This is a genomic window from Mesorhizobium sp. RSR565B, from assembly GCF_054719465.1.
The window spans coordinates 548,650-574,487 of record NZ_JBTTIE010000001.1 but is presented as its reverse complement, the minus strand read 5'-3'; the positions used below and the strand labels follow the sequence as shown (position 1 = coordinate 574,487).

Sequence of the window (25,838 nt, the reverse complement as noted above, 5' to 3'; positions counted from 1 at the left end):
TGAACAATAGCGTCTATTCTCCAGTACCGCCAGCCTGCTCACCGAAAATTGCTTTTGCGTAGGTGGATGAACCATCTTATCCATGCAGACTAGCATCCTCCAATGGCAGCAACGGCTTGTCGGTATAGTTGAGCTGTTGGCTCGTCGAAGCAGCAGAAAATAACTGTTTCGGGCGTTGAGTTCTGTCCGACGAAGGTACCTGCGATGCCAACGGCAATCTGCGTCGCCTCATTTTTCGGATAACGGTAGATGCCGGTGGAGATCGCCGGAAATGCCACAGTCCGGCAATCCCTGGCGGCGGCGATTTCGAGCGACCTGATATAGCAGGAGGCGAGCAGCCCGGCTTCGCCTTTGCCGCCGCCTTGCCAGACAGGTCCGACCGTGTGGATGATGTAACGTGCCGGCAGGTGATAGCCCTTGGTAAGCTTTGCTTCGCCGACATTGCAGCCGTTCAGCATCCGGCATTCTAATTCGAGCTCCGGGCCGGCGGCGCGGTGAATGGCGCCGTCGACGCCGCCGCCGCCCAGCAGCGAGGAATTGGCGGCGTTGACGATGGCATCGACCGCAAGCCTGGTGATGTCGCCGGTGTGGACATGTATCCGTTCGCCGAACTTGCTCATCCTACATCCTGAACACGCCGAACTTCGTTTCCTCGATTCCGGCGTTGAGCGCGGCCGACAGACTGAGCGCCAGCACCTCGCGCGTTTTCGCCGGGTCGATGATGCCGTCGTCCCATAGCCGCGCCGAGGAGTAGAGCGGGTGGCCCTCATGCTCGTATTTCATCAGGATCGGCTTCTTGAATTTCGCTTCCTCGTCCGCGCTCCACTCACCGCCCTTGCGCTCGATGCCCTCGCGCTTGACCACCGCCAGCACGGTCGCCGCCTGTTCGCCGCCCATCACCGAAATGCGCGCGTTCGGCCACATCCACAGGAACCGCGGCGAGTAGGCGCGTCCGCACATGCCGTAATTGCCGGCGCCGAACGACCCGCCGATGATCATCGTCACCTTCGGCACCTTGGCGGTGGCGACCGCCATCACCAGCTTGGCGCCGTCCTTGGCGATGCCGCCGGCCTCGTATTTTCGCCCGACCATGAAGCCGGTGATGTTCTGCAGGAAGATCAGCGGGATCTTGCGCTGGCAGCACAGTTCGATGAAATGCGCGCCCTTCACAGCACTTTCGGAAAACAGCACGCCATTGTTGGCGATGATGCCGACCGGCATGCCCTGAAGATGGGCAAAGCCGGTGACCAGCGTGGTGCCGTAATTCTGCTTGAACTCGTCGAACTCGGAGCCGTCGACGACGCGCGCGATCACCTCGCGCACATCATAGGGCTGGCGCAGATCCGTCGGCACGATGCCGTAGAGCTCCTGCGCGTCATGAAGCGGCGGCATGGGTTTCTGTAAGGTCAGGCTTACAGTCTTGCGCCGGTTGAGATTTTTGACGATGCGCCGGCAGATGGCCAGCGCATGTTCGTCGTCCAGCGCATAGTGGTCGGCGACACCGGACAGCCTGGTGTGCACGTCGGCGCCGCCAAGCTCCTCGGCGCTGACATCTTCACCCGTAGCCGCCTTCACCAGAGGCGGGCCGCCGAGAAAAATGGTCGCCTGGTTGCGAACCATGATCGTCTCGTCCGACATTGCCGGCACATAGGCGCCCCCCGCAGTACATGAGCCCATGACGCAGGCGATCTGCGGAATGCCGGCCGCCGACATGTTGGCCTGGTTGTAGAAGATGCGGCCGAAATGCTCGCGATCGGGAAACACCTCGTCCTGATTAGGCAGGTTGGCGCCGCCGCTGTCGACCAGATAGACGCAAGGCAGATTGTTTTGCAGCGCGATCTCCTGTGCGCGCAAATGCTTCTTCACCGTGAGCGGATAATAGGTGCCGCCCTTCACCGTGGCGTCGTTGACCACGACCATCACCTCGGTGCCTTCGACACGGCCGACGCCCGCGACGAGGCCGGCCGAGGAAATCTCCTCGCCATACATGGACCATGCCGCGAACTGGCCGATCTCGAGGAAAGGCGAGCCGGTGTCGAGCAACTGCGCCAGCCGCTCGCGCGGCAACAGCTTGCCGCGCGAAACATGACGCTCGCGCGCCTCCTCCGAGCCACCGCGCTCGACGGTTGCCGCCTTGTCCGCAATGTCGGCAACCAGCGCCCGCATGCGCTCGGCATTGGCGAGGTAGGTTTCGGAGGAGGGCGAGATCTGGGTTTGGAGTACGGCCATGCTAAACCCCTTCCGCCATGATCTCGCGCCCGATCAGCCAGCGGCGGATCTCGCTGGTGCCGGCGCCGATCTCGTAGAGCTTGGCGTCGCGCAACAGCCGGCCGGTCGGATACTCGTTGGTATAGCCGTTGCCGCCAAGCAGCTGGATGGCGTCGAGCGCCATCAGCGTCGCCTTCTCGGCGGCAAACAGCACGCAGCCGGCGGCATCCTTGCGTGTCGTCTGGCCGCGATCGCAGGCAGCCGCGACGGCATAAACGTACGCGCGCGCGGCGTTCATCGTCGAATACATGTCGGCGAGCTTGCCCTGCACCAGCTGGAACTCGCCGATCGGCTGGCCGAACTGCTTGCGCTCATGCACATAGGGGACGGCAACGTCGAGGCTCGCCGCCATCAGCCCGAGCGGGCCGCCGGCGAGCACGGTGCGCTCGTAGTCGAGGCCCGACATCAGGACCTCGACGCCGCGGCCCTCCTCATGCAGCACATTGTCATAGGGCACCTCGACATTGTCGAACACCAGTTCGCCGGTGTTGGAGCCGCGCATGCCGAGCTTGTCGAGCTTTGGCGATGCCGAGAAGCCGGCCATGGTCTTTTCGACGATGAAGGCGGTGATGCCGCGCGATTTCCGCTCGGGATCGGTCTTGGCGTAGACCACCAGCGTTTCGGCATCGGGGCCGTTGGTGATCCACATTTTCGAGCCGTTGAGCACATAGCGGTCGTTGCGCTTTTCGGCGCGCAGCTTGAGCGAGACGACGTCGGAGCCGGCGCCCGATTCCGACATGGCCAGCGCACCTGCCCTTTCGCCCGAGCACAATGCCGACAGGAATTTCTCCTTCTGAGCCGGCGTCGCCCAGCGGTTGATCTGGTTGACGCAGAGGTTCGAATGGGCGCCGTAGGAGAGACCAACCGAGCCCGAGGCGCGCGAAATCTCTTCCACCGCAATGACGTGGGCAAGATAGCCCATGCCGCTGCCGCCGAAATCGGGATCGGCGGTGATGCCGAGAAGGCCGAGCGCGCCGAGTTCTTTCCACAGATGCGCGGGGAATTGATTGCTGCGGTCGATCTCGGCGGCGATCGGCGCTATTTTCTCCTGGGCAAAGCGGCGCACCAGATCGCGCAGCGCCTCGATGTCCTCGTCATGCCCGAAGCTGAGTGTGTTCGTGTACATGCCGTTCCCTCCTGCCGCATGACCCCGAAATCAACTTTGATTTTCGGAAAGGATCATGCGCGAAATCAAAATGCTACAGCGTCCTTTGCGCGTCCGAAGGGACGCGCGGCGCTGTAAGTCTTGCCGTCTATGTTCGCGCCAACCAGGCGCATTGTCATTGAAAGATATGTCGCCGTGACTTCAGCCATCGACAGCCGCTCGCCCGGCCGGAACCAGACGATGACGCCGGTCATCATCTGGATCAGCGCCATGGCAGTGAGCCCGGTGTCATCGACACTGAAGGCGCCGGCCTCCGCGCCGTCGCGCAGGATGGCGCGCAACTCCTTCTCATAGGCGGTGCGCATGCGAAGGATCTGCGTCAGCCGGTCATGTGACAGGCTGCGCAATTCCATGTTCGAGACATGGGTGGAGTGGCGGCGCTCGATGTGGAAAGCGATGTGGTTTTCGACATAGGCGGCAAGCCGCGTTGCCGGATCGGCAGCGTCGGGGCGTGCGGCGTCCCACGCTTCGATCAGCCCTTCCATATGTTCGCGCATCAGCGTGAACAGCAGGTCTCCCTTGGTCGGAAAATAGCGGTAGAGCGCGGCCGCCTGGACGCCGACCTCGGCGGCAAGCTGCCGCATCGACGTCGCCTCATAGCCGAAGCGGGCGATCAGGCTGACCGCTGCCTCGCGGACGGCCGCTTCAGTTTTTTCGCCGTCGGATCCCGTTGTGCGTGCCATGATCGCCTCCCTGAATGCAGCAAGAATAAAACGAACGTTCAATTAATTCAAGTGGGCGATAAGAACCGTCTAACGATGATCCGGTAGTCCACGGGCGCGTCGAGGACTTCGAATTCCTCGGTCTCGACCTTCGAAACCGAGGATCCCGTTGGTCCTTGCCGCAGCCGTTCGATCATTGTGGAAACCGCAGCATCGGCACCGGCAATCCAGGTCGTCACGGTGCCGTCTCGTTCATTGCGTACCCAACCTACGAGGCCAAGCCCTGTCGCTTCGCCTCGCGCCCACATCCGGTAGCCGACGCCTTGCACCTTGCCATGCACACGCGCCTGCACTGCCCTTTGCCGGTCATCCATCGTTGCCTCCCATGCACAGAAACTGGCGCGGAATCGGACGAAAGCAACAGGCTTGAGTGTCGGATTGCTGCTGGATCGACGGAGTCGGGGTCGCGGCTGATTCTGTTTTGGCCTTGGCGGCCTCGGCAGGCTCTGTTGCGATGGCAATCGGCGGGGCTAGTTTCCCCGCGCCGCGGCGAGTGCGCCGGGCAGTTCCTCGGCAAAGATGTCGAGTTCATGATCGAGGCCGACGCTGACGCGGATGCAACGTTCGAGCCTTGGCGCCATCGGCTTGCGGATGAAAACGTCGCGCGACAAAAGGGTTTGCAGCACTTTCAGTGCGAAGGCGCCGTCCTGGCCGCAGTCGATGGTGACGAAATTGGTCGCCGATGGCAGCGGCTTCAGCCCGTTCGTCTCCGCAATCCCGGCTATACGTGTGCGGCCGGCAGCGACTCGCGCCACCACGCTGTGCAGCCAGTCCTGGTCGGCCAGCGCCTCGACGCCGGCGATCTGCGCCATGCGGCTGACGCCGTAATGGTTGCGGATCTTCTCGAAGTCACGGATCACCTCGGCTTCCGCCACCGCATAGCCGCAGCGTATGCCGGCCAGCCCGTATGCCTTGGAGAAGGTGCGCATGCGGATGACATTGGGTCGCGCGACATCGATCGGCGGCAGCGCCGAGGCCGGCCCCAATTCGCCATAGGCCTCGTCGAGCACCAGCATGGTGGTTTCCGGCAACGCTTCGACGAAGCGGGTGATATCTCCTGCTTCCCACCAGCTGCCCATCGGATTGTCCGGATTGGAGAGATAGACCAGCGACGCCTTCTCCTTGATGACTGCCTTGAGCAGGCCGTCCAGGCTTTCCTTGTCGTTCTCGTAAGGCACCGTGACCAGCCGGCCGCCGACGCCGGCAATGTGGAAGTTGAAGGTCGGATAGGCGCCGAGCGAGGTGACCACTGCGTCGCCGGGCGCGACATACATGCGCGCCACCAGGCTGAGCAGCCCGTCTATGCCTTCGCCGACCACGACGTTTTCGGCGCCGACGCCGAGATGGCGGGCCGCAGCCTGCTTCAGATCGTAATTGTCGGGATCGCAATACATCCACTGGTCACGCGCGACGCGCTCCATACGGGCGATAACGCGCGGCGAAGGCCCGAAGCTGCTTTCATTGGCGCCGATGCGGGCGCGAAAAGCACGTCCGCGCTCGCGCTCCTGCGCTTCCGGTCCGACAAACGGCACCGTCGAGGGAAGCGCGCCGACAAGCGGCGTGAGGGCAGGGCGCTGGCGCATGGCAAAGGCTCACGAGAAGATGGGCCTTCTTGCTAGCGTGCCCAATAGGACGGCGCAAGTTCTGGCGCGGCTGGAAATAGTGGCCATCACGCCCGTGATGAAATCGGCGCGGGTGGCCACGCTCTACGACCTGACCGCCGGTAGGCGGCAACCCTTTTGAAGGCCAGCACTGCAGCCAATGGCGACGGGCGCTTCAAAAAGAAGACCCGGCGGTTGCCCGCCGGGTTCGATTTTCAGCCAGGCTGAGCGTCTTAGAACGAGCGCTGGAAGCGGAGGAGACCGCCGATGCTGCTCTTCTTGTCGGCGTTGGTGAAGTTGGAGAAATTGGCGTCGTCGAACTTGCCTGCATTGAGGTAGTCGACTTCGGCCGTGACCGTGAAGCCGGGAACAACGTCGTAGGCGATGTTGGCGGCAACACCGAGATTCTTCCATTCGTCATACGAGACCTGGGCATTGAACGAGGTCTTCTCGTTGATGGTGTAGGTGCCACCACCCCAGAAAGCCCAGTTGCCGCCCCACTGCTTGTAGAAGCCGCGGCCGCCGGCGTCGATCGCATAGCTCGAGTCCGTCAAATTGTCGTCGGTGCCGTAGCCGCCCATGATGAAGAGCGACAGGTTCTGCATCGGGGTGATGTCCAAACGCACCTTGCCGGCGACTTCTTCGTAGTTGCTGTCATAAGCGACGACGCCGGTGATGGCGCCCCAGCCCTGCGTGTACTTCACGCCGCCGACGACATGCGGAACGTAGCTGTCGATGGTGCCAACGGTTCCGGAGCCTTCTTCGAGAGAGACCACGGCCGAGAAGCCGTTGCCCGCATCGAAGTAGTACTGGACGACGTTGGTGTCGAAATCGCCGTAGGGAACGAGCGTATCCTGAAGGACGTTGCCGGCGTAGCCGATGAACGTGTCGAAGGCCGATTCGTCCTTGCCGACGCGCAAGCCACCGAGCTGGATCCAGGCGAAGTTCAGCGAAACGTTCTTGTTGCCGGCAGGGTTGGAGTTGAACTCGTCTGCTTCGGTCGTCGGATCGTCTGCCGACGGGTAGCCGTTGCGATTGCCGAAGTTGAAGCGGGTCTCGGTGTAGGTCTTCAAGGTGCCGAGTTCGGTTTCCTGGCCGGTCCAGGTCTTCAGCGTGAAACGGGCATTCTTGTAGAAGGTATCCTGCTCGTCGCCATCCTTATGGTCGAACGACCGCGCACCGTCGAACGAGCCGACGTCGCCGGCACCGATGTCGTAACGGACATAGCCGCCAATGCGCAGGCAGGTTTCGGTGCCGGGAATGTAGAAGTAGCCGGCGCCGTAGACGTCGCAGATCTTGACGTATTCAGCCGGTTCCGGCTCGGCGACGACGACGGCGTCGGCGGCGCGCGCACCGGAAACTGCGATCAAGGCCGCAGCGGAGCCGAGGAGAAGGCTCTTAATGTTCATTTTCTGACCTCCAGTCAGAATCGAACAAGACAGTGAAGCCGGCGACAGGCGTTTTCGCTGTAATCAGTTGTTATTGTTGAGGTTTATTGAAAAATGGACTTTGCTGCGGGTGATGCGGCCATCACCACAGGCGCTTGTTTGCGAAAGCATGCCCTGAACCGGATTTGAGATAGCGCTCGAATGAAGCTGCCTTGGCCTGGTTCGAAAAGGCCATATAGGTGACGATCCGCCACGGCAGAAACTTGGATGTATGGCTGGATTTCCCCGCATTGTGCTCGACAAGCCGTCGTTTCAGGTCCGTCGTTATGCCGATATAGCGTTCGCCTTCGGCAGCCGCACTCTCCAGAAGATACACATACCACATGAGCTGCTCTCCTTTGCCGGGTGTCGGAGGGCATCCTCTCCGCCATCCTGCTTCGCGCTGAGGTGGGCTTGTCCTGCGAAGCTCGAAGAGCGAAGCAGGACTGCCAATCGAATTTTGGAAGGGATTCTCTGGGCTTACGCTGTGCGGCACGTAGCACACCACACGGTCCGGCCCTCCTACGCCAAGGCTTCGGAGGGCATCCTCTCCGCCTTCCTGCTTCGCGCTGAGGGTTGGGCTTGTCCTGCGAAGCTCGAAGAGCGAAGCAGGACTGCCAATCGAATTTTGCAAGGGGTTCTCTGGGCTTACGCTGTGCGGCCCGTAGCACACCACACGGTCCGGCCCTCCTACGCCAAGGCTTCGGAGGGCATCCTCTCCGCCATCCTGCTTCGCGCTGAGGGTTGGGCTTGTCCTGCGAAGCTCGAAGAGCGAAGCAGGATGGCGGAGAGGATGGGATTCGAACCCACGAGAAGCTTTTGACCTCTACTCCCTTAGCAGGGGAGCGCCTTCGACCACTCGGCCACCTCTCCGTTGCGCCGCTGGATAAAGAAAAGCGCCGGCACAATCAACAAGCCGGCGCCATTATCTCTGAAAATTCCGGATTCGGCCGCAGCGCAGCCTTTTGCATGCGGCGATTCTGCGGCAGTTCCCTGGCTGGCGACTCGGCGACATGGCCGCAATCTCGGCCGTTCCTCGCCGGATTCGGCCGCATTCCGGCGCTGCGGCAAAGGCTTGCGGCCCTTCGATAGTTAATGAGAGCTTTCTGACTGAGGCCAAATCGTGTCATTTGTGCAACAACGCATCGGGATAGCGCCCGCACAGCCCTTTCGCCGGTACGATCATGGTTGAACGCCGCCGCCTCATGGGTAATGTCGATTTCGAAGGAGCGGCGCGGTGCGCATCTTTTTCGGTAGTGGGGATGGGGCAGGGAACGCTGTCCTTCAGCAAAGAATACCCAGACCCGTTTTTTAACTTTTGACTGGAGGTCAGAAAATGAACATTAAGAGCCTTCTTCTCGGCTCCGCTGCGGCCCTGATCGCAGTTTCCGGTGCGCGCGCCGCCGACGCCGTCGTCGTCGCCGAGCCGGAACCGGCTGAATACGTCAAGATTTGCGACGTTTACGGCTCGGGCTACTTCTACATTCCCGGCACCGAAACCTGCCTGCGCATCGGCGGCTATATCCGCTACGACATCGGCGCCGGCGACGTCGGCTCGTTCGACGGTGCGACGTCTGCCGACGTTGAGGACGGTGGCAGCAACGACACTTGGTTCAAGCACGCCCGTTTCTCGCTGAAGACCTGGACCGGCCAGGAAACCGAGCTCGGCACCTTGAAGACCTACACCGAGACCCGTTTCAACTTCCAGAACAACAATCGCGATGCGGGCGCGGATCCTGTTGGCCCCGTCGGCCCCAGCATCAATGCGGCTGGCAACGGCGACACCGTTTCGCTGAACTTCGCCTGGATCCAGCTCGGTGGCCTGCGCGTCGGTAAGGACGAATCGGCCTTCAACACGTTCATCGGCTATGCCGGCAACGTCATCCAGGATACGCTGGTTCCCTACGGTGATTTCGATACCAACGTCATCCAGTACTATTTCGATGCTGGCAACGGCTTCTCGGCCGTGATCTCGCTCGAAGAAGGCGCGGGCGGCGGTACTGCCGGTTCCTACGGCGTGGGCACGATCGACAGCTACGTTCCGCATGTCGTCGGCGGCTTGAAGTACACGCAGGGCTGGGGCGCCATCACCGGCGTCATCGCTTACGACAGCAACTATGAAGAAGTCTCCGGCAAGGTGCGTTTGGACATCACCCCGATGCAGAACCTGTCGCTCTTCATCATGGGCGGCTACGGCACCGACGACAACCTGACGGATACGGGCTACGCGTTCCCGGCCGGCGGCCGCGGCTTCTACAAGCCGTGGGATGGCAACTGGGCAGTCTGGGGTGGTGGCACCTACACCATCAACGAGAAGACCTCGTTCAACGCTCAGGTTTCGTATGACGAAGGTGAAAACCTCGGCATCGCAGCCAACATCGCCTACGACGTCGTTCCCGGGTTCACGATCACTGCCGAAGTTGACTACGTCAATGCAGGCAAGATCGATGAGGTCGATACCCTTGGCACGAACCACAACTGGACCGGTATTACTGATGGCGACGACGCCATCGGCGGCATGCTCCGCTTCCAGCGCTCGTTCTAAGGGCTGGCTTTATACAGGTGAATACCAGCCCGGGCGCATAAACGCCCGGGCTGTTTTTGTTTCGTGACTGGACAAGACAAGCAGAAGGAACAGGGGGAATCGGCAGCTGAACAGTCCGTAGGGTGCGTTCGTGGGATCCGCTGATGGGCGGATGAATTCACAACTGCGTGATTAAATCTCTTGAAAGGACGCTTCCAAGCGGGTAGGTCTGACTCTATCCACTCGGGGGTGTGGCAATTTATGACCATCGACGCGATACAAGAGGGCGACCCCTCCGAACATTTCTCAATGTTCTCTTCTCAAAATGCGAAGATAAAATACAGCTACAACAAGATTAGAGAAGTAAAGTCGCACCGGGTCGGAGAGCTTTTTTCAGCGTACCGAGACATACTCTGGGATGATGGGCGACATAAATACAATGTCAGCTCCTTCATCGGCGAAATAGACGAGATTCTCCTCGGAGAACGGTTCAGCGCCTTCGACCAGAGCACCCTGGACAATCTTATCGGCACCTTGCGCCAGCGCGGCAACAGCAACGCAACCATCAATCGAAAGATGGCTGCCCTCAGCAAACTGCTGCGCAAGGCTTACAAGATGGGGGATATCCACAGCCTGCCCGAGTTCCGCCGCCAGAAGGAGCGGGCGGGACGAATTCGTTTCCTCGAAAGGGACGAAGAAGCAAGGCTGTTCGCCGCCATAAGGACCCGCAGCGAAGACGCCTACCGTCTTTCGTGCTTTCTCGTGGACACCGGATGCCGTCTCGGCGAGGCGCTCGGACTGATCTGGAACGACATCCAGGAACACCGCGTCTCGTTCTGGATCACCAAATCCGGCCGCAGCCGCACCATCCCGATGACCGAGCGGGTCAAGGAGGTGATCAAACTGCCGCCCTCGGAGGGCCGCCGGCCCAAAGGCCCGTTCACCAAACTCAGCCAGGCCCAGTTTCGCGCCATCTGGAACGATGCCAAGGCCGAGGTCGGCCTCGGCGCCGACGACCAGGTGGTGCCGCACATCTTGCGTCACACCTGCGCCTCACGTCTGGTCCAGGGCGGCATCGACATCCGCCGCGTGCAGATGTGGCTTGGCCACCAGACGCTTTCGATGACCATGCGCTACGCACATCTGGCCACCAACGATCTCGACGGCTGCGTCGTCGTGCTGGAGGCACCACGCGGCGAAGGGCTGTCCGGCGATGGAAAAAGCTCGGCCTTCGCATCGCCGCTGACCACGGCCTCAGTGCCAACGCCTGCCCAAAAGAGCAAAACGGCAGCGGCGAAGGCACCCAAGACGCCCCGGAAAAGCTCGAAAGCCAAATAGTTACCCAAGGCTTTCATATACTGCCATGGTAACCCCAGGATCATATTTGATCTTGGGGTTTACTGTTCCTGGGCCGTATTTAGTACTCCATCCAGGAAGGCCGCGATAGCGCCCGGCAGGTTGCCTGTCTCCAGGAAGGGGGCATGGCCTTGGCCCTCGACGGTGGTCGCTTCCATGCCGGGATGACGCTTTTGCATCTCGTCGAGTGTGTCGGCCGACAAGAGTTTCGAGTTGGCGCCGCGAATGGCAAGCAAAGGTATCGCCGCCAGCGCCTCGAACTGTGGCCACAGATCCGGCAACGGCTTGCTGAGGTCGAGGCCCGCCACCGTCTCGACCAGTTGGGGGTCGAAATCCGGCAACAGGAGGCCTTCGTCCGTCTCGCGGTAGAGGGCCGACACCATCCGCTCCCAATCCGCCGCGGTCAGAGCGGGAAAATCCGCGCCGTGCGCGACGCGTTGCGCATCGATCGCCTCATGGCGGCTCTTCGGTTTCGGTGCCGGGTCGAGATAGGTTTGGATATGGGCCAGCCCCGCGGCCTCGATCACGGGTCCGATGTCGTTCAGCACTATGGCTTTCAGTATGGCTGGCCGCAGCGCGCCGAGCACGTGGATGATCAGTCCGCCACGCGATGTGCCGATGAAGGCCGCTTCCTCGACGTCCAGGGCAGCCAGCCCGGCGAGGACATCGCCGGCCTCGATGCCGATAGTGTAGTGGCCGATATCAGGGTCGTAAGCGGACTGGCCGCGGCCACGGTAGTCGAAGGCGATGACCTTGCGCGGATTGTCGGCCCGCTGTGACAAATAAAGCGCCAACTCATGAAAGTCGCGCGCGTTGCGGGTCAGGCCGGGCAGGCAGACCACCGGCCAGTTTCCCGAGTTTGTCTCACCGTAGATGCGAGCGTGAAGTCTGAGGCCGTCCGGCGCTGTGTAGAAGAAATCGGAAAAGCCGTCGGTGCTCGACATATTGAAAGGACTCCCTGGCCGGATTGTCTCCGTCTGCTACAGGCGAGGGTGGGAGCGGTCAAATCGAGGGTTGTCGGCAAGCTGACACTCTTGGAAATGTCGGAGGGACAGCGCCCCCCTCTGTCCTGCCGGACATCTCCCCCACGAGGGGGGAGATTGGCGGTTCAGGCGCTACGCCCTTCCTTCGACGTTGGAGATTGGCGAAATCGGCAACGACAGCTGATCTCCCCACTCGTGGGGGAGATGGCCGGCAGGCCAGAGGGGGGCGCGAAGCCAACGTCTGCCCATGGCGACAGCTCTGCCGCCTCAACCCCGCCCGTTCACCAAATCCCCAACGATGTCGTACTTCCCCGAAATACGCATCTTGTAGACCTCGTAATTCTCCATCACGCGCTGCACGTAACTTCTTGTTTCGGTGTAGGGAATCCGCTCGATCCAGTCGACGACGGCGTCGATGCCCTTGCCGCGCGGGTCGCCGTACTTGGCTACCCATTGGCTGGCGCGGTTGGGGCCGGCATTGTAGCCGGCGAAGGTCAGCACATAGGAGCCGCCGAAGCGGTCGAGCTGCTCGCCGAGGAAGGCAGCCCCCAACGTCGCATTGTAGCCGGCATCGCTGGTCAGCCGATCCTGGGAAAAGCTCAGTCCTGCCTTCTTCGCCAATTGCTTGGCGGTGCCCGGCATCAGCTGCAGCAGGCCGCGCGCGCCGGCGCTGGAGACGGCGCCGACATTGAATTCGCTTTCCTGGCGGGCGATCGCGTAGGCCAGCGCCTTGCCCGAGCCGGAAATGTCGGCGGTGTCGGGAATGACGCCCAGCGGATGCGACAGCGCGCCGACATCGATGCCGCGCGCGCCGGCGATCTTGCCGATCTTCAGCGCCATGAAATGATTGCCCTGCTTTTCCGCCAGCACGGCAAGCAGCGCCAGCTCGCCGGGGCTGGTCAACTGCCCGGCGAGGTCGCGGTAAAGCGTCTCGGCATAGCGGTCGTAGCCCGCCTCCTGCAGCCGCTTGATGGCGCTGACGGCTTCGCGGCCGTCAAAGCTTTGGCGGTCGACAGTGCTTGGCTCGGGATAGGCGATGTTCAGCGTGCGCAAGCCAACCCGTTCCGCCGCCAACTGCCCGTAGAAAGTGGTGCCATAGGCTGCCGCCTTGGTGAAATAATCCTTCGCATTGCCGGGACCGCCGACTTCCGCCGCGCGGCCAAGCCAGTAATAGGCGCGTGACAGCGACATCGGCCCCTGCGCGAGATCGGCGATGCGGGCAAAATGGGTCGAGGCCGTCGCAGGATCGTTGAGGCCGCGCAACGCATACCAGCCGGCGTGGAATTCGGCCTCGGCGGCGCTGGCGGGGCTTTCGGCGGCATGCGCGGCAACGATCTTGTAGGCGGTCTTCCAGTCGCTCTGATCGACCAGCGCGCGCGACAGCACGCGGCGTTCTACCCACCAGGCATCGGGATCGACCAACGCGTCGCGGTTCGTTGGCGCTTTCATCATCACCGCGGCGGCGTCCGCAAACTTCCGCTGCTTGCGCAGATATTCGGCTTGCGCGAAGAAATAGCCGGCCGATTGCTGTGCGGCAGGCACTGCTTTCAACAGCTTGGCCGCGTTCTTGTCGCCACGCGAGGCGGCGGCCCAGGCATCGGCCAGCGGTTGCGCGCCGGCAAGGGTTGCGACCCGCAGCGCCGAATTCTCCCGGTCGGCATAAAACATCCGCTCCATGCGGAAACGATGGTCGGCAGCCGGAATGATGGCGCCAAACTCCTTGCTGACGGCCGCCTCGTCCCTGGCTTCCAGCTTCTCGGTGCGCCAGAATGGCGACAGCACGGAAAGCGCAGCCTTGGTGTTGCCAAGAGCTACATAAGAACGGGCAAGGATGACCACGCCTTGAAAGGTCAGCGGCTGGCTGCCGTCAAAGGCTTTCACCACGGTCTGCGGCGAGGGGTTTTCGCGATAAAGCGCGCGCTCGCTGTTCTTGCGCAGAGCGATGGTGCCGGGCCAATTCGGCAACATCTTTGCGGTATCGGCAATCTCGCTGCTCGGCACACGGTCGCCGCCATAGAGCGCGATCGCCCAGGCCAGGATATGGCGGTCCAGCGAACTGGCCGGCAATGTTTCGCGCACCGCTCGTGCCGCGGCGATATCGCCGGTCGCCAACGCGTCGAGACTGCCTTTCAACACGGCGATATTGGCGGAGGGCGCATCGGTCTGCGCTCTGTCTTGCATGTCAGGCATCGGGATCGATGAGGTCGTCTGCTCGTCGACGCTCTCGTTTGCCGCCGTTCCCACTATCAGCAGGGCAACGGCGCCAAGCAATATGAAGCGGAGTGGCCGACTGGCCGGCATGATCCTGATCTTTCCCTGTTGCGGCACTTTAGATGGCAAGCCCAGGTGCCCGAGAGCCTAGACTTAGGTCGTGAAGAGCTCGTAAACAAAGGGTTATCGAGGCCGTTCGAATTGCGCTTGCTGGCACCATCGGCATGCTTGCCGCGCAACAGTGTCGAGACTATGGTGCGCGGCTTCGCTTTCGGCTAGAAGGCGCCCGATGCATGTCGCCCAAAAGCGGGAACCGGTTTTGGGACGATGACACGCATAAACAAACAAGTTCCAAGGAGTTGGACGACATGCTGAGAGGCTCGCTTACTGCGCTCGTGACGCCGTTCGAAAAGAGCGGACGTTTCGACGAGAAAGCCTTTCGCGCCTTCGTCGAATGGCAACTTGGCGAGGGCACGACGGGCCTCGTCCCGGTCGGCACCACCGGAGAGTCGCCGACGCTGTCGCATGACGAGCATCGCCATGTCGTCAAGGTCTGCATCGATGTGGCCAAGGGCCGCGCTCCGGTCGTCGCCGGCGCCGGCTCCAACAACACCGCTGAAGCGGTCGGTCTGGTGCAGTACGCCGAGCAGGCGGGCGCCGACGCCGCTCTGGTCGTCACGCCTTATTACAACAAGCCAACACAGCGCGGCTTGTACGAGCATTTCGCTGCCGTCGCCAGGGCGACCAAGCTGCCGATCATCATTTACAACATCCCGCCGCGCTCGGTGATCGACATGATGCCGGAGACGATGGGCAGGCTGGCGCACGACTTCAAGAACATCGTCGGCGTCAAGGATGCCACCGGCAAGGTCGAGCGCGTGTCCGAACAGCGCGCCACCTGCGGCAAGGAGTTCATCCAGCTTTCAGGTGAGGATGCCTCTGCCCTCGGCTTCAACGCTCATGGCGGTGTCGGCTGCATCTCGGTGACGTCGAATGTCGCGCCGCGGCTGTGCGCCGAATTCCAGGAAGCCACACTGTCCGGTGACAGCGCCAAGGCGCTGGAATTGCAGGACCGTCTGCTGCCGCTGCACAAGGCCATCTTCCTTGAGCCCGGCCTGTGCGGCGTCAAATACGCGCTGTCGAAGATTGGCAAGGTCGAGAACGTGGTGCGCTCGCCGCTGGTGACGATCGAGCCATCGACCGCCGAGAAGATCGATGCGGCGATGAAGCACGCCGGCTTGATAAATTAAGGATGAGGCGCCACCTCTCCGCATCATGAACCAGGTCAGAAAAGCCGATCCCAACAACAAGACCGTTGCGGAAAACCGCAAGGCGCGGTTTTCCTATGAGGTGCTCGACACCGTCGAGGCCGGCCTTGTGCTGACCGGCACCGAGGTCAAGTCGCTGCGCCAGGGCCAGGCCAACATCCAGGACAGCTACGCCTCGGTGGAGGGCGGCGAGATCTGGCTGATCAATTCCTATCTGCCGGAATACCTGCAGGCCAACCGCTTCAACCATGAGCCCAGACGGCGCCGCAAGCTGCTGCTCAACAAGCGCGAGATGGCAAAACTTGCGCAGAGCATCGACCGCGAAGGCATGACGCTGGTTCCGCTGAAAATCTACTTCAACGACCAGGGCCGTGCCAAGCTGCTGCTCGCCGTCGGCCGCGGCAAGAAACTGCACGACAAGCGCGAGACAGAAAAGCAGCGCGACTGGTCGCGCGAAAAGGGCCGGCTCATGAAGGAACGCGGCTAGAATCTCAGGCAGCCCCAGAAAAGCCAGACATCGGCTTTCAAGTTTCGAACAGCTGCAACAGCAAAACACGATGGGGAAAGGTTTGAAGAACCGGATCATCCTCTGGGGTGCGGCCAGTCTGGTCTTTGCCGGCCTCGTCGCAGCAGGCGGCTTCTTCTATTTCCGGACCTTCTCGCCCGATCGTGACAGCTATCCGGTCAGGGGTATCGACGTTTCCCATCATCAGGGTGAGATCGACTGGCGCCGCGTTGCCGCCGACGATGTCGCCTTCGCTGTCATCAAGGCGACCGAGGGCGGCGACCATGTCGACGATGCCTTCGCCAAAAACCTGCGCGAGGCGCGCGCGGCCGGACTTGCCGTCGGCGCCTATCACTTCTTCACCTTCTGCCGGCCGGGCGCCGACCAGGCGAAAAATTTCATCGCGGTGGTGCCGCACGACCAGCCGCTGCTGCCGCCGGTCGTCGACATCGAATTCGGCGGCAACTGCCCGCAACGCCCGTCGCCGGAGCAGCTGAGCGCGGAACTCCAGGCCTTCCTCGGACCGGTTGAAGCTGCGTTCGGCAAGCCGGCGATCATCTACCTGACCGACGAGGCTGAGGACGCCTATGCCGGACAGATGGCAGTGCGGCAGCGCTGGCTGCGCTCGCTGGCGTTCAAGCCGAGCGAGGACGGCTGGATTTACTGGCAGTACCACAATATGGGCCGTGTCGACGGGATCGAGGGCGATGTCGATCTCAACGTCCTGCAGGGTGGGCAGCAAACGCTGGCCGAGCTATTTGCTGCGCCCGCATCGCTCTCTTCGCAAAAGCCTCCATCGCCTTGAACGAATCAGCTGGCCTTGAGTTTGGCATCCGCAGTCTTACGCAGGCTTGGGAACAGGCCTGGAAAGAGCCGAAAAAGCCATCCCCGCGGCCATGATCAGTACGGCGGCGAACTGGGCGCCGGTCGGCGTCTCGCCGAGCACCGTCATCGCGATCAGCACGGTTGCGATCGGCACGCATGGCATGAACAGCGATGCCGCCTGCGACCCCAGCTGCCGGACGATATAGGTGTACAGGAACATGGCGGCCGCACCTGCCAAAAACCCTTGAATGACGATCTGGCTGGCAATCTCGGCCACTGATGCCGCGCGGAGGCCGCTTGGGGCAAAGAAATAGAGCAACGGCAGCGGCACGCATGACAGCAGCACCACCGTTGCGGTCGCCGCAACCGGATCGACGCGCCAGCGCCGCACGAGAACGGCATAGGTGGCAAACATCGCGCCGGATCCGACGAACAGAAGATCGCCGAAGAGGACATCCTTCATGCCGCCGCCAGTGCGCACGGGTGCAATGAACAGGATCAGCCCGGCGATGATGGCTGCGACGCCGATGGTTCGCTGGCGCGAGGTTTTCTCCCTCGTGGCGATGCGCGACAGCACGAATGAGAAGAAAACGATCGAGGCAGGGCAAAGTGCGGCACCATGCGCTGCCGGCGCATAGGTCAGTCCCCAATTGATGATGATAGGGTAGGGCAGTCCGGCCAGTGCCGCCAGCGTCAAGGCACGCCTCCAGCCCAATGCCTTGCCAGTCGCCCGGCCGTTTCTCCAGACGACCAGCAGCATGACCATGCCGGCGCCGGCAAAGCGCAACGTTGCCAAATCGGTCGCGGTCAGATGTTCCCGCAGGCTGAAGCGGGCGGCGACGAACTGCACGGCGTAGATGCCGATCATGGCCAGGCCAGCAAGGATTGCCGGCTTCGTGTTTCGGTCCTCTGTCACGCGCATTCTTGTCCCGCTCGATCCTGCCAGCGGAAGGGTACTTCCTCCAGACGGCTTTCGTTGAAAACGCAGCCTATTGTCGAAAATGGTGCGTCAAAATATGCTGTTTTCGCAATGTGGAAGTGAAAGTCACGCGATATGGGCGCTGCAAACGTGAATCATGAATCCGATCAGCTCGACGCCATCGATCGCAGCCTGCTTCGGTTGCTGCAGGAGGACGGCGTCGCACGACGCTTGACCTAGCAGCCCGTGTCGGCCTGTCGCCGACCGGCGCCAGCCAGCGCGTGAAGCGCCTTTTCCGTGAGGGTTTCATCACCGCGGTCCGGGCCGTGCTCAATCCGCAAAAGATCGGCCGCGGCACGCTCGTCTTCATCGAAGTCAGGCTCGACCAGGCGGCGCCGCATGTGTTCGACCGTTTCGCCGAAGCGGTAGCAAAGGCCCCCGAAGTGCTGGAGTGCCATATGGTCGTGGGCGGCTTCGACTATCTGGTGAAAGCGCGCATTTCGGAAATGGCCGCCTATCAGGATTTTTTGAAGCGCGTGATCCTGCCGCTGCCGGGTGTCAGGGAAACGCACACCTATGCGTCGATATCGGACGTGAAGCCGGACGCGCTGCTGCCGGTGTGAGGGCCGGACCAACGCAAGCGGTTGCCACGCCTCCGCTTCAAGCGGCCTGGGAAACCTCCGGCGCCAGCGTCACATTCGCATCGCCCCAGACCTTCAGCACGGTGATCACGGGCTCCAGGCTTCGGCCACGAGGCGTCGGGCTGTACTCGACCTTCGGCGGCATCTGCGCATAGAGCTTGCGGGCGATGAGCCCAGTCTGGCTCGCTCGGCTATGCGCAGGCGGCAGCACTGCCGACGACGGCGATCACCGCCTTTGAGGCGCTGTTCGACCGCCTCAATGTGAAGAAGCTAGTCATCGGCGCCGCGAACACCATCCTGATCGTCGGCGGCGCCGGCGGCGTCGGGTCGATCGCGGTCCAGCTCGCGCGCCAGCTGACCGATCTGACGATGATCGCCACCGCATCGCGGCCCGAAACCCGCGACTGGGTCGCAAGAGCGTTTCGGTCCACTGGGAGCCGATGTTCACCCGCTCGCTGTATGAAACGCCCGATATGGCCGCGCAGGGCGAACATCTCAACGAACTGGCGCGCCTTGTCGACGCCGGCACCATCCGCACCACGCTGGGCGAGACGTTCGGCCCAATCAATGCCGCCAATCTGAAGCGCGCCCATGCGCTGATCGAGACCGGCAAGGCCAAGGGCAAGATCGTGCTCGAGGGATTTTGAGAGGCAGCGTCTAGTTCCGCAGGAACGACGCGATCTCGCTGAATACCTTGACGAACATCGTCTCCGTCAAGACACCGGTGTTGGTGTTGTAGCGCGAGCAGTGATAGCTGGAAAACAGCGTGACGCCGCCGGCCGGCAACTGACCGCCGTGCTTGAACGGATAGGCGGCGACGCGCTGGCCCAGCGCCCTGACGGTCGACTGGTGGGCGATGGAGCCCAGCGCCAGCAGGGCGCGCAGTTTGGGAAAGCGTGCAATCGTCGGCACCAGAAAGCTGCGGCAAGTGGCGATCTCGGCGCCGATCGGCTTGTTTTCAGGCGGCACGCAGCGCACCGCATTGGTGATCGCGGTGCCGACCAGCTGCAACCCATCATCCGGCCGCGCCTTGAATTCGCCGCGGGCAAAACCGTGAGCGATCATCGTTGAGTAGAGCAGGTCGCCGGCATAGTCGCCGGTGAACGGTCGCCCGGTGCGGTTGGCGCCGCGCAGGCCGGGCGCCAGCCCGACGATCAGCAGCTCGACGGCGTCCTCGCCATCAGGCGGCAGGAAGGTCGGCACCGGCGCGTTGAACCACGACGGCTCGCGCTGCCGCCAGTCTGCGATGAAATCATGCAGGCGTGGGCAGAGGGGGCAGTCGCGGTCGGGTTCGGGAGCGGCGTCCAAGGCCGCGCCGTCAATAGTCTTCCTCTTCGACTTCGGCCGGCTCGGGCCTGCGCACCGGCCGCTCGGAGGGATCGCGGCCGACCTCGTTCTTCAGCGAGGTCAAATCGATGAAATGGTCGGCCTGGCGGCGCAGATCGTCCGAGATCATCGGCGGCTGCGAAGCCATGGTCGAGACGATCGAGACCTTGCGGCCGCGCCGCTGCAGCGCTTCGACCAGTGTGCGGAAGTCGCCGTCGCCGGAGAAGATGACATAGTGGTCGACGACATCGGCAAGTTCGAGCGCATCGACGGTCAGTTCGATGTCCATATTGCCCTTGATCTTGCGGCGGCCGGTCGAGTCGGTGAATTCCTTGGCCGGCTTGGTCACCACCTTGAAGCCATTGTAGTCGAGCCAGTCGATCAAAGGGCGGATCGAAGAGTATTCCTGATCCTCGACCAATGCGGTGTAGTAATAGGCGCGCAGCAAGTAGCCGCGCTTCTGAAAGCTGGATAGCAGTTTGCGGTAGTCTATGTCGAAGCCGAGTGCGCGCGACGTGGCGTAAAGATTGGCGCCGTCAATGAATAGAGCGATCTTTTCACGGGGGTCGAACATGGCAATATTCCTTTTTCGAAATAGGTGGCGGACTAATCGAAATGGGTCGTTATATCGCTGGGCTCGTAAATAAGCCGGCTGACCTATCGTCAACCGAGATAGCGCCAGTTTTACGGCAATCCAAGGGTGCCGGGGCGCACTGCAAGCAATTGTGATCGGAGCCGTGTCGTCGCCGGTAGGCGGGCTTCGCCGGCAAGGCATTCACCGGCGCCCAGAAACTGGCATCCGCCAGCCCACGAGGCCACAGCGCCATAATGCTTGTATTTCGGCGGCGTTCGGGTTATGGACCGCGCCTGTTTTCCATCAAATCCAGGCATGAAAGGGGCAATCAATGGCCCGCGTAACCGTTGAAGACTGCATCGACAAGGTTGACAACCGCTTCGAGCTCGTGCTGCTCGCCGGCCACCGCGCCCGCCAGATCAGCCAGGGCGCGCCGATCACCGTGCCGCGCGACAACGACAAGAACCCGGTCGTGGCGCTGCGCGAGATCGCCGACGAGACGCTGTCGCCTGACGACCTCAAGGAAGATCTGATCCACTCGCTGCAGAAGCATGTCGAGGTTGACGAGCCCGAGGCCGACGGCGAGGCGATCGCCGACCAGACCGGCAACGCAGTTGCAGCTACCGACGCCGACGACGCGGAAGAAAACGTCACCTTCGATCGCATGACCGAGGAAGACCTTTTGGCCGGCATCGAGGGCCTGGTGCCCCCGGAAAAGAGCGACGACTACTAATCGCTGCCCTGGACCTGCCGGGAATATGGTTCCGGCACTTCCGTCCCGTGAGTTTCGTGGCTATCTATGAGATGCGCCGTACATCAGTGCGGCGCATCAATCATTTCAGCACCGTGAGAACCCGCCCATGATGCGTCAGTATGAGCTTGTCGAGCGCGTTGCGCGCTACAAGCCTGACGTCAACGAGGCGCTGCTCAACAAGGCCTATGTCTACGCCATGCAGAAGCATGGCCACCAGAAGCGAGCTTCCGGCGATCCCTATTTCTCGCATCCGCTCGAAGTCGCCGCCATCCTCACCGAAATGCACATGGACGAGGCGACGATCGCCGTCGCCTTGCTGCATGACACGATCGAGGACACCACCGCGACGCGGGCCGAGATCGACGATCTGTTCGGCCCCGAAATGGGCAAGCTGGTCGAAGGCCTGACCAAGCTGAAGAAGCTCGATCTCGTCTCCAAGAAGGCCGAGCAGGCGGAAAACCTGCGCAAGCTGTTGCTGGCCATCTCGGAGGATGTCCGCGTTCTGCTGGTCAAGCTCGCCGACCGTTTGCACAACATGCGCACCCTCGACCATATGCCCGAGGCCAAGCGCCTGCGCATCGCCGAGGAGACGATGGATATCTACGCGCCGCTGGCCGGGCGCATGGGCATGCAAGGCATGCGCGAGGAACTGGAAGAGATCGCCTTCCGCTTCATCAATCCGGAAGCCTATCGCGCCGTCACAGCCAGGCTTGCCGAGATATTCGAGCGCAACAAGGGTGTGCTGACCGACATCGAAAAGGCGCTGTCGGCGCTGTTCGAAAAGCATGCCATCAACGCCGGCGTGAAGAGCCGGCAGAAGAAGCCTTGGTCGGTGTTCCGCAAAATGGAGGCCAAGGCGCTGTCCTTCGAGCAGCTCTCGGACATCTTCGGCTTCCGCGTCGTCGTCGACAGCGTCGAAGACTGTTACCGTGCGCTCGGCGCCATCCACACCACATGGTCGATGGTGCCTGGCCGCTTCAAGGACTACATCTCGACGCCCAAGCAGAACGACTACCGTTCGATCCACACCACCATTGTCGGCCCCTCGCGTCAGCGCGTCGAACTGCAGATCCGCACCCGCGAGATGAACAAGATCGCCGAATATGGCGTCGCCGCCCATTCGATCTACAAGGACACCGGCGGCAAGACGAACGGCGCCGCCCATGCGATCTCGAAGGAGACCAACGCCTATGCCTGGCTGCGGCGCACCATCGAGCAACTGGCAGAAGGCGACAACCCGGAAGACTTCCTCGAAAATACCAAGCTGGAGCTGTTCCAGGACCAGGTGTTCTGCTTCACGCCGAAAGGCATGCTGATCGCGCTGCCGCGCGGCGCCACGCCCATCGACTTCGCCTATGCCGTGCACACCGATGTCGGCGATACCTGCGTCGGCGCCAAGGTCAACGGCCGCATCATGCCGCTAATGACGGAACTTAAGAACGGCGACGAGGTCGAGATCATCCGCTCCAAGGCGCAAGTGCCGCCGGCGGCGTGGGAATCGGTGGTGGTCACCGGCAAGGCGCGTTCAGCCATCCGCCGCGCCACCAAGAACGCCATTCGCAAGCAATATTCAGGTCTTGGTGCCCGCATTCTCGAGCGCGCCTTCGAACGCGCCGGCAAGACCTTCACCAAGGAAAGCCTGAAGCCGGTGCTGCACCGGCTGGCGCGCAAGGACATCGAAGATGTGCTGGCCTCGGTCGGGCGCGGCGAACTTGCCTCGACCGACGTCATGAAGGCGGTCTTCCCAGACTACAAGGACGAGCGCGTCACCGTCAGCGCCCCTAAGCAGCGCGAGGAGGGCTGGTCGAAGATCCGCAACGCCGCCGGCATGCTGTTCCAGATGCCCGGCACCCGAGCCGCGCGCAAGGACAAGGACCAGCCGCGCGATGGCGCGGTGCCGATCCGCGGCGTGCGCGGCGACCTGCCGGTGCGTTTCGCGCCGGAAGGGGCCGTGCCTGGCGACCGCATCGTCGGCATCGTCCAGCCGGGCACCGGCATCACCATCTATCCCATCCAGTCGCCGGCGCTGCAGGCCTTCGACGACCAGCCGGAGCGCTGGATCGACGTGCGCTGGGACATTGACGAGCAGACCAAGGAGCGCTTTCCGGCGCGCGTCTCGGTCACCGCCATCAACGCGCCGGGCTCCCTCGCCGACATCGCCCAGGTCGTTGCCTCCAACGACGCCAACATTCATACGCTGTCGATGGTGCGCACCGCGCCCGACTTCACCGAAATGCTGATCGATCTCGAAGTCTGGGATCTGAAGCACCTCAACCGGCTGCTGTCGCAGCTCAAGGATAATTCGAGCGTCAGCGATGCGCGGCGTGTGAATGGGTGAATAGTGAATAGTGAGTAGTGAATAGTGAAAGAAGGCGCTCTCACTACCATTCACCATTCACCATTCACCATTCACCATTCACCATTTCACCATTCACCATGGACATGGGGCGAGTTATGAATACCGACGAGGTGCTGGGCATTTTCCGCGAGGCGGGCGCTGTTCTGGAGGGGCATTTCATCCTGACGTCCGGCCTGCGCAGCCCGGTCTTCTTGCAGAAGGCGCGCGTCTTCATGCATGCCGACAAGACCGAGCGCCTGTGCAAGGCGCTGGCCGAAAAGATCCGCAAGGCGGTGCCTGGCAAGATCGACTATGTCGTCGGCCCGGCGATCGGCGGCCTGATCCCGGCCTATGAAACATCGCGCCATCTCGGCGTACCTGCCATCTGGGTCGAGCGCGAAGGCGGCGAGTTCAGGCTGCGCCGCTTCGAGATCGCGCCGGGATCGCGCGTCGTCATCGTCGAGGACATCGTCACCACTGGTCTTTCGATCCGCGAAACCATCGACTGCCTGCGCGCGATTGGCGCAGAGGTCGTGGCGGCGGCCTGCATCATCGACCGCTCGGCCGGCAAGACCAATGTCGGCGTGCCGCTGATCGCGCTTGCCGAATATGAGGTGCCGGCCTATCCCGCCGACCGCCTGCCGCCGGAACTTGCCGCCATCCTGGCGATCAAGCCGGGTAGCCGCAACATTTAGGGGACATCACCATGATCGCCGGCATCGATCATTTCGTGCTGACGGTCCGCTCGGTGGAGGACAGCTGCGCCTTCTACCAGCGGGTGCTTGGCCTCAAGCGCCTCGACGAGCCGGAGCGGCCGACGGCGTTGCTGTTCGGATCGCAGAAGATCAATCTGCATCAGGCAACGCACACTTTTGAACCGAAAGCCAAGGTGCCGATGCCTGGGTCCGGCGATTTCTGCCTGGTCGCCGCAAGGCCGCTTGCCGAGATTTGCGCCCGTCTGGAAGCCAATGGCGTTGCCATCGAAGTCGGTCCGGTCGAGCGCACCGGCGCCCGCGGTAAGATGATGTCGGTCTATTTCCGCGATCCGGACAGCAATTTGGTCGAAGTCAGCGAATATCGGGAATAATCTATCCGCCTCGGCGTCGTCTCGCGCGGGCCTTGCCGTCGTCGGGGAGCTTTCATCGATATTGTCCTCAGTTTCGCCCCAATGGCGCTCTTGTTACCCGCCTGCGGCAGACCATCGCGGCGGCGTTTCATTGTTCCGCCGCAAGGCAGTCGCTATATCAAAGTCGTTGTTGCCTTTCTGCGCCCTCGAAGCGCAAGATGGAGCGACCGCGCCCGGCCAGGGATGGTTGCAATTTGGGCGTGATGAACCGGGAACTGGAACAGAGTGCTTTTTCGACGCCGAAAGCCTGATGGCATTCTGGAGCGGGTGCGTACCTATCTGTGGCCGCGCCGCTCGTTTTCGCGCTCGTTGCAATATTTCTCCAAGCGCATCCTGCGGCTGAAGGCGACACCGCATGCAGTCGCGGCCGGCGTCGCGGCCGGCGTTTTCGCCTCCTTCTTTCCGCTCGGCTTCCATTTCGCCGTCGCCGCCGTGCTCTGCTGGGTGGTCGCCGGCAATCTGGTGGCCGCCGCCCTCGGCGCGGTATTCTTCGGCAATCCGCTGACTTTCCCGCTGCTGTGGGGAGCGTCCTGGGAAGTCGGCAAGCTGATCCTGCATGAGCGCCTGCCCAAGAACGGACCGCCTGCGCATCTTGGTGAGATGATGCACACGCTGTCGTTTGCAAAACTGTGGCATCCGGTGCTGGAGCCGATGCTGATCGGCGCTGTGCCGCTCGGCCTGATCTTCGGGCTGATCTTCTACGGCATCACCCGCTGGGGGATGACAGCCTTTCGCGAGCAGCGCAGGAAGCGCATGGCAGAGCGGGCGCATAAGGCCGGGCACCGCGGACGGGAAGTTCCGGCGGAATGATCATCGGCATCGGCAGCGACCTGATCGACATCAGACGCATCGAAAAGTCGCTGGAACGGCATGGTCAGCGCTTCATCCAGCGCATCTACACCGAGGTCGAACAGGTCCGCTCGGAAGGCCGCAAGGGCCGCGCAGCCTCCTATGCCAAGCGCTTCGCCGCCAAGGAGGCCTGCGCCAAGGCGCTTGGCACCGGCCTGGCGCAGGGCGTGTTCTGGCGCGACATGGGCGTCGCCAACCTGCCCAGCGGCGCGCCGACCATGGCGCTGACCGGGGGAGCGGCGGCACGGCTGGCCAAAATCCTGCCACAGGGGCACAGAGCGGCGATCCACCTCACAATCACCGATGATTTCCCGCTTGCTCAAGCCTTTGTGATCATCGAGGCGTTGCCCGCCGAACAAGCGCCACATTGATTGCATCAGACGACCGCTATCTAACGCCGACTTGACGTTGCCCAGCGCGCGCCGAGACTCTATACCATCCAACGCACAATCGAGG

At 62.3% G+C, this 25,838-nt stretch carries 26 protein-coding genes, 1 tRNA gene and 2 pseudogenes; 14 read left to right on the top strand and 15 right to left on the bottom strand.

The genetic code is table 11. From position 1 onward, the window contains the following. Window positions 1-89: 89 nt before the first annotated feature. The 6 genes from ACYG9R_RS02930 to ACYG9R_RS02905 form a co-directional block, all read right to left on the bottom strand. On the bottom strand, window positions 90-620 hold the full coding sequence (locus ACYG9R_RS02930; RefSeq protein WP_023702171.1) for an O-acetyl-ADP-ribose deacetylase: 531 nt from the start codon (window positions 618-620) through the stop codon (window positions 90-92). 1 nt (window position 621) lies between these two features. Next, window positions 622-2,229, bottom strand: a complete 1,608-nt coding sequence (locus tag ACYG9R_RS02925; protein WP_023743749.1) for a carboxyl transferase domain-containing protein — start codon at window positions 2,227-2,229, stop codon at window positions 622-624. Window position 2,230: 1 nt separating this feature from the next. After that, window positions 2,231-3,394, bottom strand: a complete 1,164-nt coding sequence (locus tag ACYG9R_RS02920) for an isovaleryl-CoA dehydrogenase (protein ID WP_023743750.1) — start codon at window positions 3,392-3,394, stop codon at window positions 2,231-2,233. Window positions 3,395-3,459: 65 nt separating this feature from the next. Continuing rightward, complete coding sequence (locus ACYG9R_RS02915; protein WP_023743751.1) at window positions 3,460-4,116, bottom strand: TetR/AcrR family transcriptional regulator; 657 nt, start codon at window positions 4,114-4,116, stop codon at window positions 3,460-3,462. 47 nt (window positions 4,117-4,163) lie between these two features. Then, a complete protein-coding gene (locus ACYG9R_RS02910; protein WP_023743752.1) occupies window positions 4,164-4,469 on the bottom strand; it encodes an acylphosphatase in 306 nt (101 codons plus the stop codon). Between the two features lie 156 nt (window positions 4,470-4,625). Next, window positions 4,626-5,738, bottom strand: a complete 1,113-nt coding sequence (locus ACYG9R_RS02905) for a pyridoxal phosphate-dependent aminotransferase (RefSeq protein ID WP_023824178.1) — start codon at window positions 5,736-5,738, stop codon at window positions 4,626-4,628. On the opposite strand from ACYG9R_RS02905, the gene ACYG9R_RS02900 reads away from it, so the two are divergent. Continuing rightward, window positions 5,737-5,898, top strand: a complete 162-nt coding sequence (locus tag ACYG9R_RS02900) for a hypothetical protein (protein ID WP_023687272.1) — start codon at window positions 5,737-5,739, stop codon at window positions 5,896-5,898. The two genes, ACYG9R_RS02905 and ACYG9R_RS02900, sit on opposite strands and share 2 nt — an antisense overlap. Before the next feature lie 91 nt (window positions 5,899-5,989). Here the strand turns inward: ACYG9R_RS02900 and ACYG9R_RS02895 are convergent, their stop codons facing one another. From ACYG9R_RS02895 to ACYG9R_RS02885, 3 genes are all read right to left on the bottom strand, one after another. Then, the gene (locus ACYG9R_RS02895) at window positions 5,990-7,165 is read right to left on the bottom strand and encodes a porin (protein WP_023743754.1); all 1,176 of its coding nucleotides are present in this window, start codon (window positions 7,163-7,165) and stop codon (window positions 5,990-5,992) included. A 121-nt stretch (window positions 7,166-7,286) separates the two neighbouring features. Further along, on the bottom strand, window positions 7,287-7,529 hold the full coding sequence (locus ACYG9R_RS02890) for a GIY-YIG nuclease family protein (protein WP_023699414.1): 243 nt from the start codon (window positions 7,527-7,529) through the stop codon (window positions 7,287-7,289). 436 nt (window positions 7,530-7,965) lie between these two features. Next, window positions 7,966-8,056: transfer RNA gene (locus ACYG9R_RS02885), tRNA-Ser, on the bottom strand. Window positions 8,057-8,519: 463 nt separating this feature from the next. Here ACYG9R_RS02885 and ACYG9R_RS02880 point away from each other — a divergent pair. Together ACYG9R_RS02880 and ACYG9R_RS02875 are read left to right on the top strand one after the other, a co-directional pair. Then, window positions 8,520-9,728, top strand: a complete 1,209-nt coding sequence (locus ACYG9R_RS02880; RefSeq protein ID WP_352545437.1) for a porin — start codon at window positions 8,520-8,522, stop codon at window positions 9,726-9,728. 240 nt (window positions 9,729-9,968) lie between these two features. Further along, window positions 9,969-11,045, top strand: coding sequence for a tyrosine-type recombinase/integrase (locus ACYG9R_RS02875; protein WP_023824175.1), 1,077 nt, complete (start codon window positions 9,969-9,971; stop codon window positions 11,043-11,045). Between the two features lie 59 nt (window positions 11,046-11,104). On the opposite strand, the gene ACYG9R_RS02870 is transcribed toward ACYG9R_RS02875, so the two are convergent. Together ACYG9R_RS02870 and ACYG9R_RS02865 are read right to left on the bottom strand one after the other, a co-directional pair. Beyond that, a complete protein-coding gene (locus tag ACYG9R_RS02870; RefSeq protein ID WP_023824174.1) occupies window positions 11,105-12,007 on the bottom strand; it encodes an alpha/beta fold hydrolase in 903 nt (300 codons plus the stop codon). A 306-nt stretch (window positions 12,008-12,313) separates the two neighbouring features. Beyond that, a complete protein-coding gene (locus tag ACYG9R_RS02865) occupies window positions 12,314-14,347 on the bottom strand; it encodes a lytic transglycosylase domain-containing protein (protein WP_023824173.1) in 2,034 nt (677 codons plus the stop codon). Between the two features lie 278 nt (window positions 14,348-14,625). Between ACYG9R_RS02865 and dapA the strand changes: the two genes are divergently transcribed. The 3 genes from dapA to ACYG9R_RS02850 all read left to right on the top strand — a co-directional run bounded on the left by dapA (window position 14,626) and on the right by ACYG9R_RS02850 (window position 16,835). Then, window positions 14,626-15,507: a 4-hydroxy-tetrahydrodipicolinate synthase gene (dapA, locus tag ACYG9R_RS02860; protein WP_023731414.1), complete on the top strand. Its 882-nt coding sequence runs from the start codon at window positions 14,626-14,628 to the stop codon at window positions 15,505-15,507. Between the two features lie 25 nt (window positions 15,508-15,532). Beyond that, window positions 15,533-16,012, top strand: a complete 480-nt coding sequence (smpB, locus tag ACYG9R_RS02855) for an SsrA-binding protein SmpB (RefSeq protein ID WP_023670226.1) — start codon at window positions 15,533-15,535, stop codon at window positions 16,010-16,012. A gap of 82 nt (window positions 16,013-16,094) precedes the next feature. Further along, window positions 16,095-16,835 (top strand): glycoside hydrolase family 25 protein, encoded by a 741-nt coding sequence (locus ACYG9R_RS02850; RefSeq protein WP_023670227.1) that lies wholly within the window; start codon window positions 16,095-16,097, stop codon window positions 16,833-16,835. Between the two features lie 36 nt (window positions 16,836-16,871). Here ACYG9R_RS02850 and ACYG9R_RS02845 read toward each other — a convergent pair whose 3' ends face one another. Beyond that, window positions 16,872-17,771: a DMT family transporter gene (locus ACYG9R_RS02845; RefSeq protein WP_245260076.1), complete on the bottom strand. Its 900-nt coding sequence runs from the start codon at window positions 17,769-17,771 to the stop codon at window positions 16,872-16,874. A 138-nt stretch (window positions 17,772-17,909) separates the two neighbouring features. Here ACYG9R_RS02845 and ACYG9R_RS02840 point away from each other — a divergent pair. Further along, window positions 17,910-18,397 (top strand): annotated as a pseudogene (locus tag ACYG9R_RS02840) (Lrp/AsnC family transcriptional regulator). Window positions 18,398-18,434: 37 nt separating this feature from the next. Here ACYG9R_RS02840 and ACYG9R_RS02835 read toward each other — a convergent pair. Further along, window positions 18,435-18,560: a winged helix-turn-helix transcriptional regulator gene (locus ACYG9R_RS02835; RefSeq protein ID WP_155923286.1), complete on the bottom strand. Its 126-nt coding sequence runs from the start codon at window positions 18,558-18,560 to the stop codon at window positions 18,435-18,437. A 38-nt stretch (window positions 18,561-18,598) separates the two neighbouring features. On the opposite strand from ACYG9R_RS02835, the pseudogene ACYG9R_RS02830 reads away from it, so the two are divergent. Next, window positions 18,599-19,062: pseudogene (locus tag ACYG9R_RS02830) on the top strand (zinc-binding dehydrogenase); the annotation flags it as partial. A 10-nt stretch (window positions 19,063-19,072) separates the two neighbouring features. Here ACYG9R_RS02830 and ACYG9R_RS02825 read toward each other — a convergent pair. Both ACYG9R_RS02825 and ACYG9R_RS02820 read right to left on the bottom strand, forming a co-directional pair. Next, the gene (locus ACYG9R_RS02825) at window positions 19,073-19,738 is read right to left on the bottom strand and encodes a uracil-DNA glycosylase (protein ID WP_031199471.1); all 666 of its coding nucleotides are present in this window, start codon (window positions 19,736-19,738) and stop codon (window positions 19,073-19,075) included. Further along, window positions 19,734-20,315: a LabA-like NYN domain-containing protein gene (locus ACYG9R_RS02820; protein WP_023670234.1), complete on the bottom strand. Its 582-nt coding sequence runs from the start codon at window positions 20,313-20,315 to the stop codon at window positions 19,734-19,736. Before ACYG9R_RS02820 ends, ACYG9R_RS02825 begins: the two co-directional genes overlap by 5 nt. Window positions 20,316-20,646: 331 nt before the next feature. Between ACYG9R_RS02820 and rpoZ the strand changes: the two genes are divergently transcribed. The 6 genes from rpoZ to acpS all read left to right on the top strand — a co-directional run bounded on the left by rpoZ (window position 20,647) and on the right by acpS (window position 25,753). Beyond that, window positions 20,647-21,048, top strand: coding sequence for a DNA-directed RNA polymerase subunit omega (gene rpoZ, locus ACYG9R_RS02815; protein ID WP_023670235.1), 402 nt, complete (start codon window positions 20,647-20,649; stop codon window positions 21,046-21,048). A 127-nt stretch (window positions 21,049-21,175) separates the two neighbouring features. Further along, window positions 21,176-23,407 carry a RelA/SpoT family protein gene (locus ACYG9R_RS02810; RefSeq protein ID WP_023670236.1) on the top strand — a complete coding sequence of 744 codons (2,232 nt, stop codon included), beginning with the start codon at window positions 21,176-21,178 and terminating at the stop codon, window positions 23,405-23,407. Window positions 23,408-23,523: 116 nt separating this feature from the next. Beyond that, a complete protein-coding gene (gene pyrE, locus ACYG9R_RS02805) occupies window positions 23,524-24,102 on the top strand; it encodes an orotate phosphoribosyltransferase (RefSeq protein ID WP_023824170.1) in 579 nt (192 codons plus the stop codon). Between the two features lie 11 nt (window positions 24,103-24,113). Then, complete coding sequence (locus ACYG9R_RS02800) at window positions 24,114-24,494, top strand: VOC family protein (protein ID WP_023824169.1); 381 nt, start codon at window positions 24,114-24,116, stop codon at window positions 24,492-24,494. Between the two features lie 264 nt (window positions 24,495-24,758). Further along, entirely contained in the window at window positions 24,759-25,343 is a 585-nt protein-coding gene (locus ACYG9R_RS02795) for a DUF2062 domain-containing protein (RefSeq protein WP_023670239.1), read from the top strand. Then, on the top strand, window positions 25,340-25,753 hold the full coding sequence (acpS, locus tag ACYG9R_RS02790) for a holo-ACP synthase (protein WP_023670240.1): 414 nt from the start codon (window positions 25,340-25,342) through the stop codon (window positions 25,751-25,753). The genes ACYG9R_RS02795 and acpS overlap by 4 nt, the downstream gene beginning before the upstream one ends. The last annotated feature ends 85 nt before the right edge of the window (window positions 25,754-25,838 follow it).

Coding starts and splice junctions, on each gene's coding strand:
- ACYG9R_RS02930 (WP_023702171.1), bottom strand. CDS start 620: ATGAGCAAGTTCGGCGAACGGATACATGTCCACACCGGCGACATCACC.
- ACYG9R_RS02925 (WP_023743749.1), bottom strand. CDS start 2,229: ATGGCCGTACTCCAAACCCAGATCTCGCCCTCCTCCGAAACCTACCTC.
- ACYG9R_RS02920 (WP_023743750.1), bottom strand. CDS start 3,394: ATGTACACGAACACACTCAGCTTCGGGCATGACGAGGACATCGAGGCG.
- ACYG9R_RS02915 (WP_023743751.1), bottom strand. CDS start 4,116: ATGGCACGCACAACGGGATCCGACGGCGAAAAAACTGAAGCGGCCGTC.
- ACYG9R_RS02910 (WP_023743752.1), bottom strand. CDS start 4,469: ATGGATGACCGGCAAAGGGCAGTGCAGGCGCGTGTGCATGGCAAGGTG.
- ACYG9R_RS02900 (WP_023687272.1), top strand. CDS start 5,737: ATGGCAAAGGCTCACGAGAAGATGGGCCTTCTTGCTAGCGTGCCCAAT.
- ACYG9R_RS02905 (WP_023824178.1), bottom strand. CDS start 5,738: ATGCGCCAGCGCCCTGCCCTCACGCCGCTTGTCGGCGCGCTTCCCTCG.
- ACYG9R_RS02895 (WP_023743754.1), bottom strand. CDS start 7,165: ATGAACATTAAGAGCCTTCTCCTCGGCTCCGCTGCGGCCTTGATCGCA.
- ACYG9R_RS02890 (WP_023699414.1), bottom strand. CDS start 7,529: ATGTGGTATGTGTATCTTCTGGAGAGTGCGGCTGCCGAAGGCGAACGC.
- ACYG9R_RS02880 (WP_352545437.1), top strand. CDS start 8,520: ATGAACATTAAGAGCCTTCTTCTCGGCTCCGCTGCGGCCCTGATCGCA.
- ACYG9R_RS02875 (WP_023824175.1), top strand. CDS start 9,969: ATGACCATCGACGCGATACAAGAGGGCGACCCCTCCGAACATTTCTCA.
- ACYG9R_RS02870 (WP_023824174.1), bottom strand. CDS start 12,007: ATGTCGAGCACCGACGGCTTTTCCGATTTCTTCTACACAGCGCCGGAC.
- ACYG9R_RS02865 (WP_023824173.1), bottom strand. CDS start 14,347: ATGCCGGCCAGTCGGCCACTCCGCTTCATATTGCTTGGCGCCGTTGCC.
- dapA (WP_023731414.1), top strand. CDS start 14,626: ATGCTGAGAGGCTCGCTTACTGCGCTCGTGACGCCGTTCGAAAAGAGC.
- smpB (WP_023670226.1), top strand. CDS start 15,533: ATGAACCAGGTCAGAAAAGCCGATCCCAACAACAAGACCGTTGCGGAA.
- ACYG9R_RS02835 (WP_155923286.1), bottom strand. CDS start 18,560: ATGCCGCCGAAGGTCGAGTACAGCCCGACGCCTCGTGGCCGAAGCCTG.
- ACYG9R_RS02820 (WP_023670234.1), bottom strand. CDS start 20,315: ATGTTCGACCCCCGTGAAAAGATCGCTCTATTCATTGACGGCGCCAAT.
- rpoZ (WP_023670235.1), top strand. CDS start 20,647: ATGGCCCGCGTAACCGTTGAAGACTGCATCGACAAGGTTGACAACCGC.
- ACYG9R_RS02810 (WP_023670236.1), top strand. CDS start 21,176: ATGATGCGTCAGTATGAGCTTGTCGAGCGCGTTGCGCGCTACAAGCCT.
- pyrE (WP_023824170.1), top strand. CDS start 23,524: ATGAATACCGACGAGGTGCTGGGCATTTTCCGCGAGGCGGGCGCTGTT.
- ACYG9R_RS02800 (WP_023824169.1), top strand. CDS start 24,114: ATGATCGCCGGCATCGATCATTTCGTGCTGACGGTCCGCTCGGTGGAG.
- acpS (WP_023670240.1), top strand. CDS start 25,340: ATGATCATCGGCATCGGCAGCGACCTGATCGACATCAGACGCATCGAA.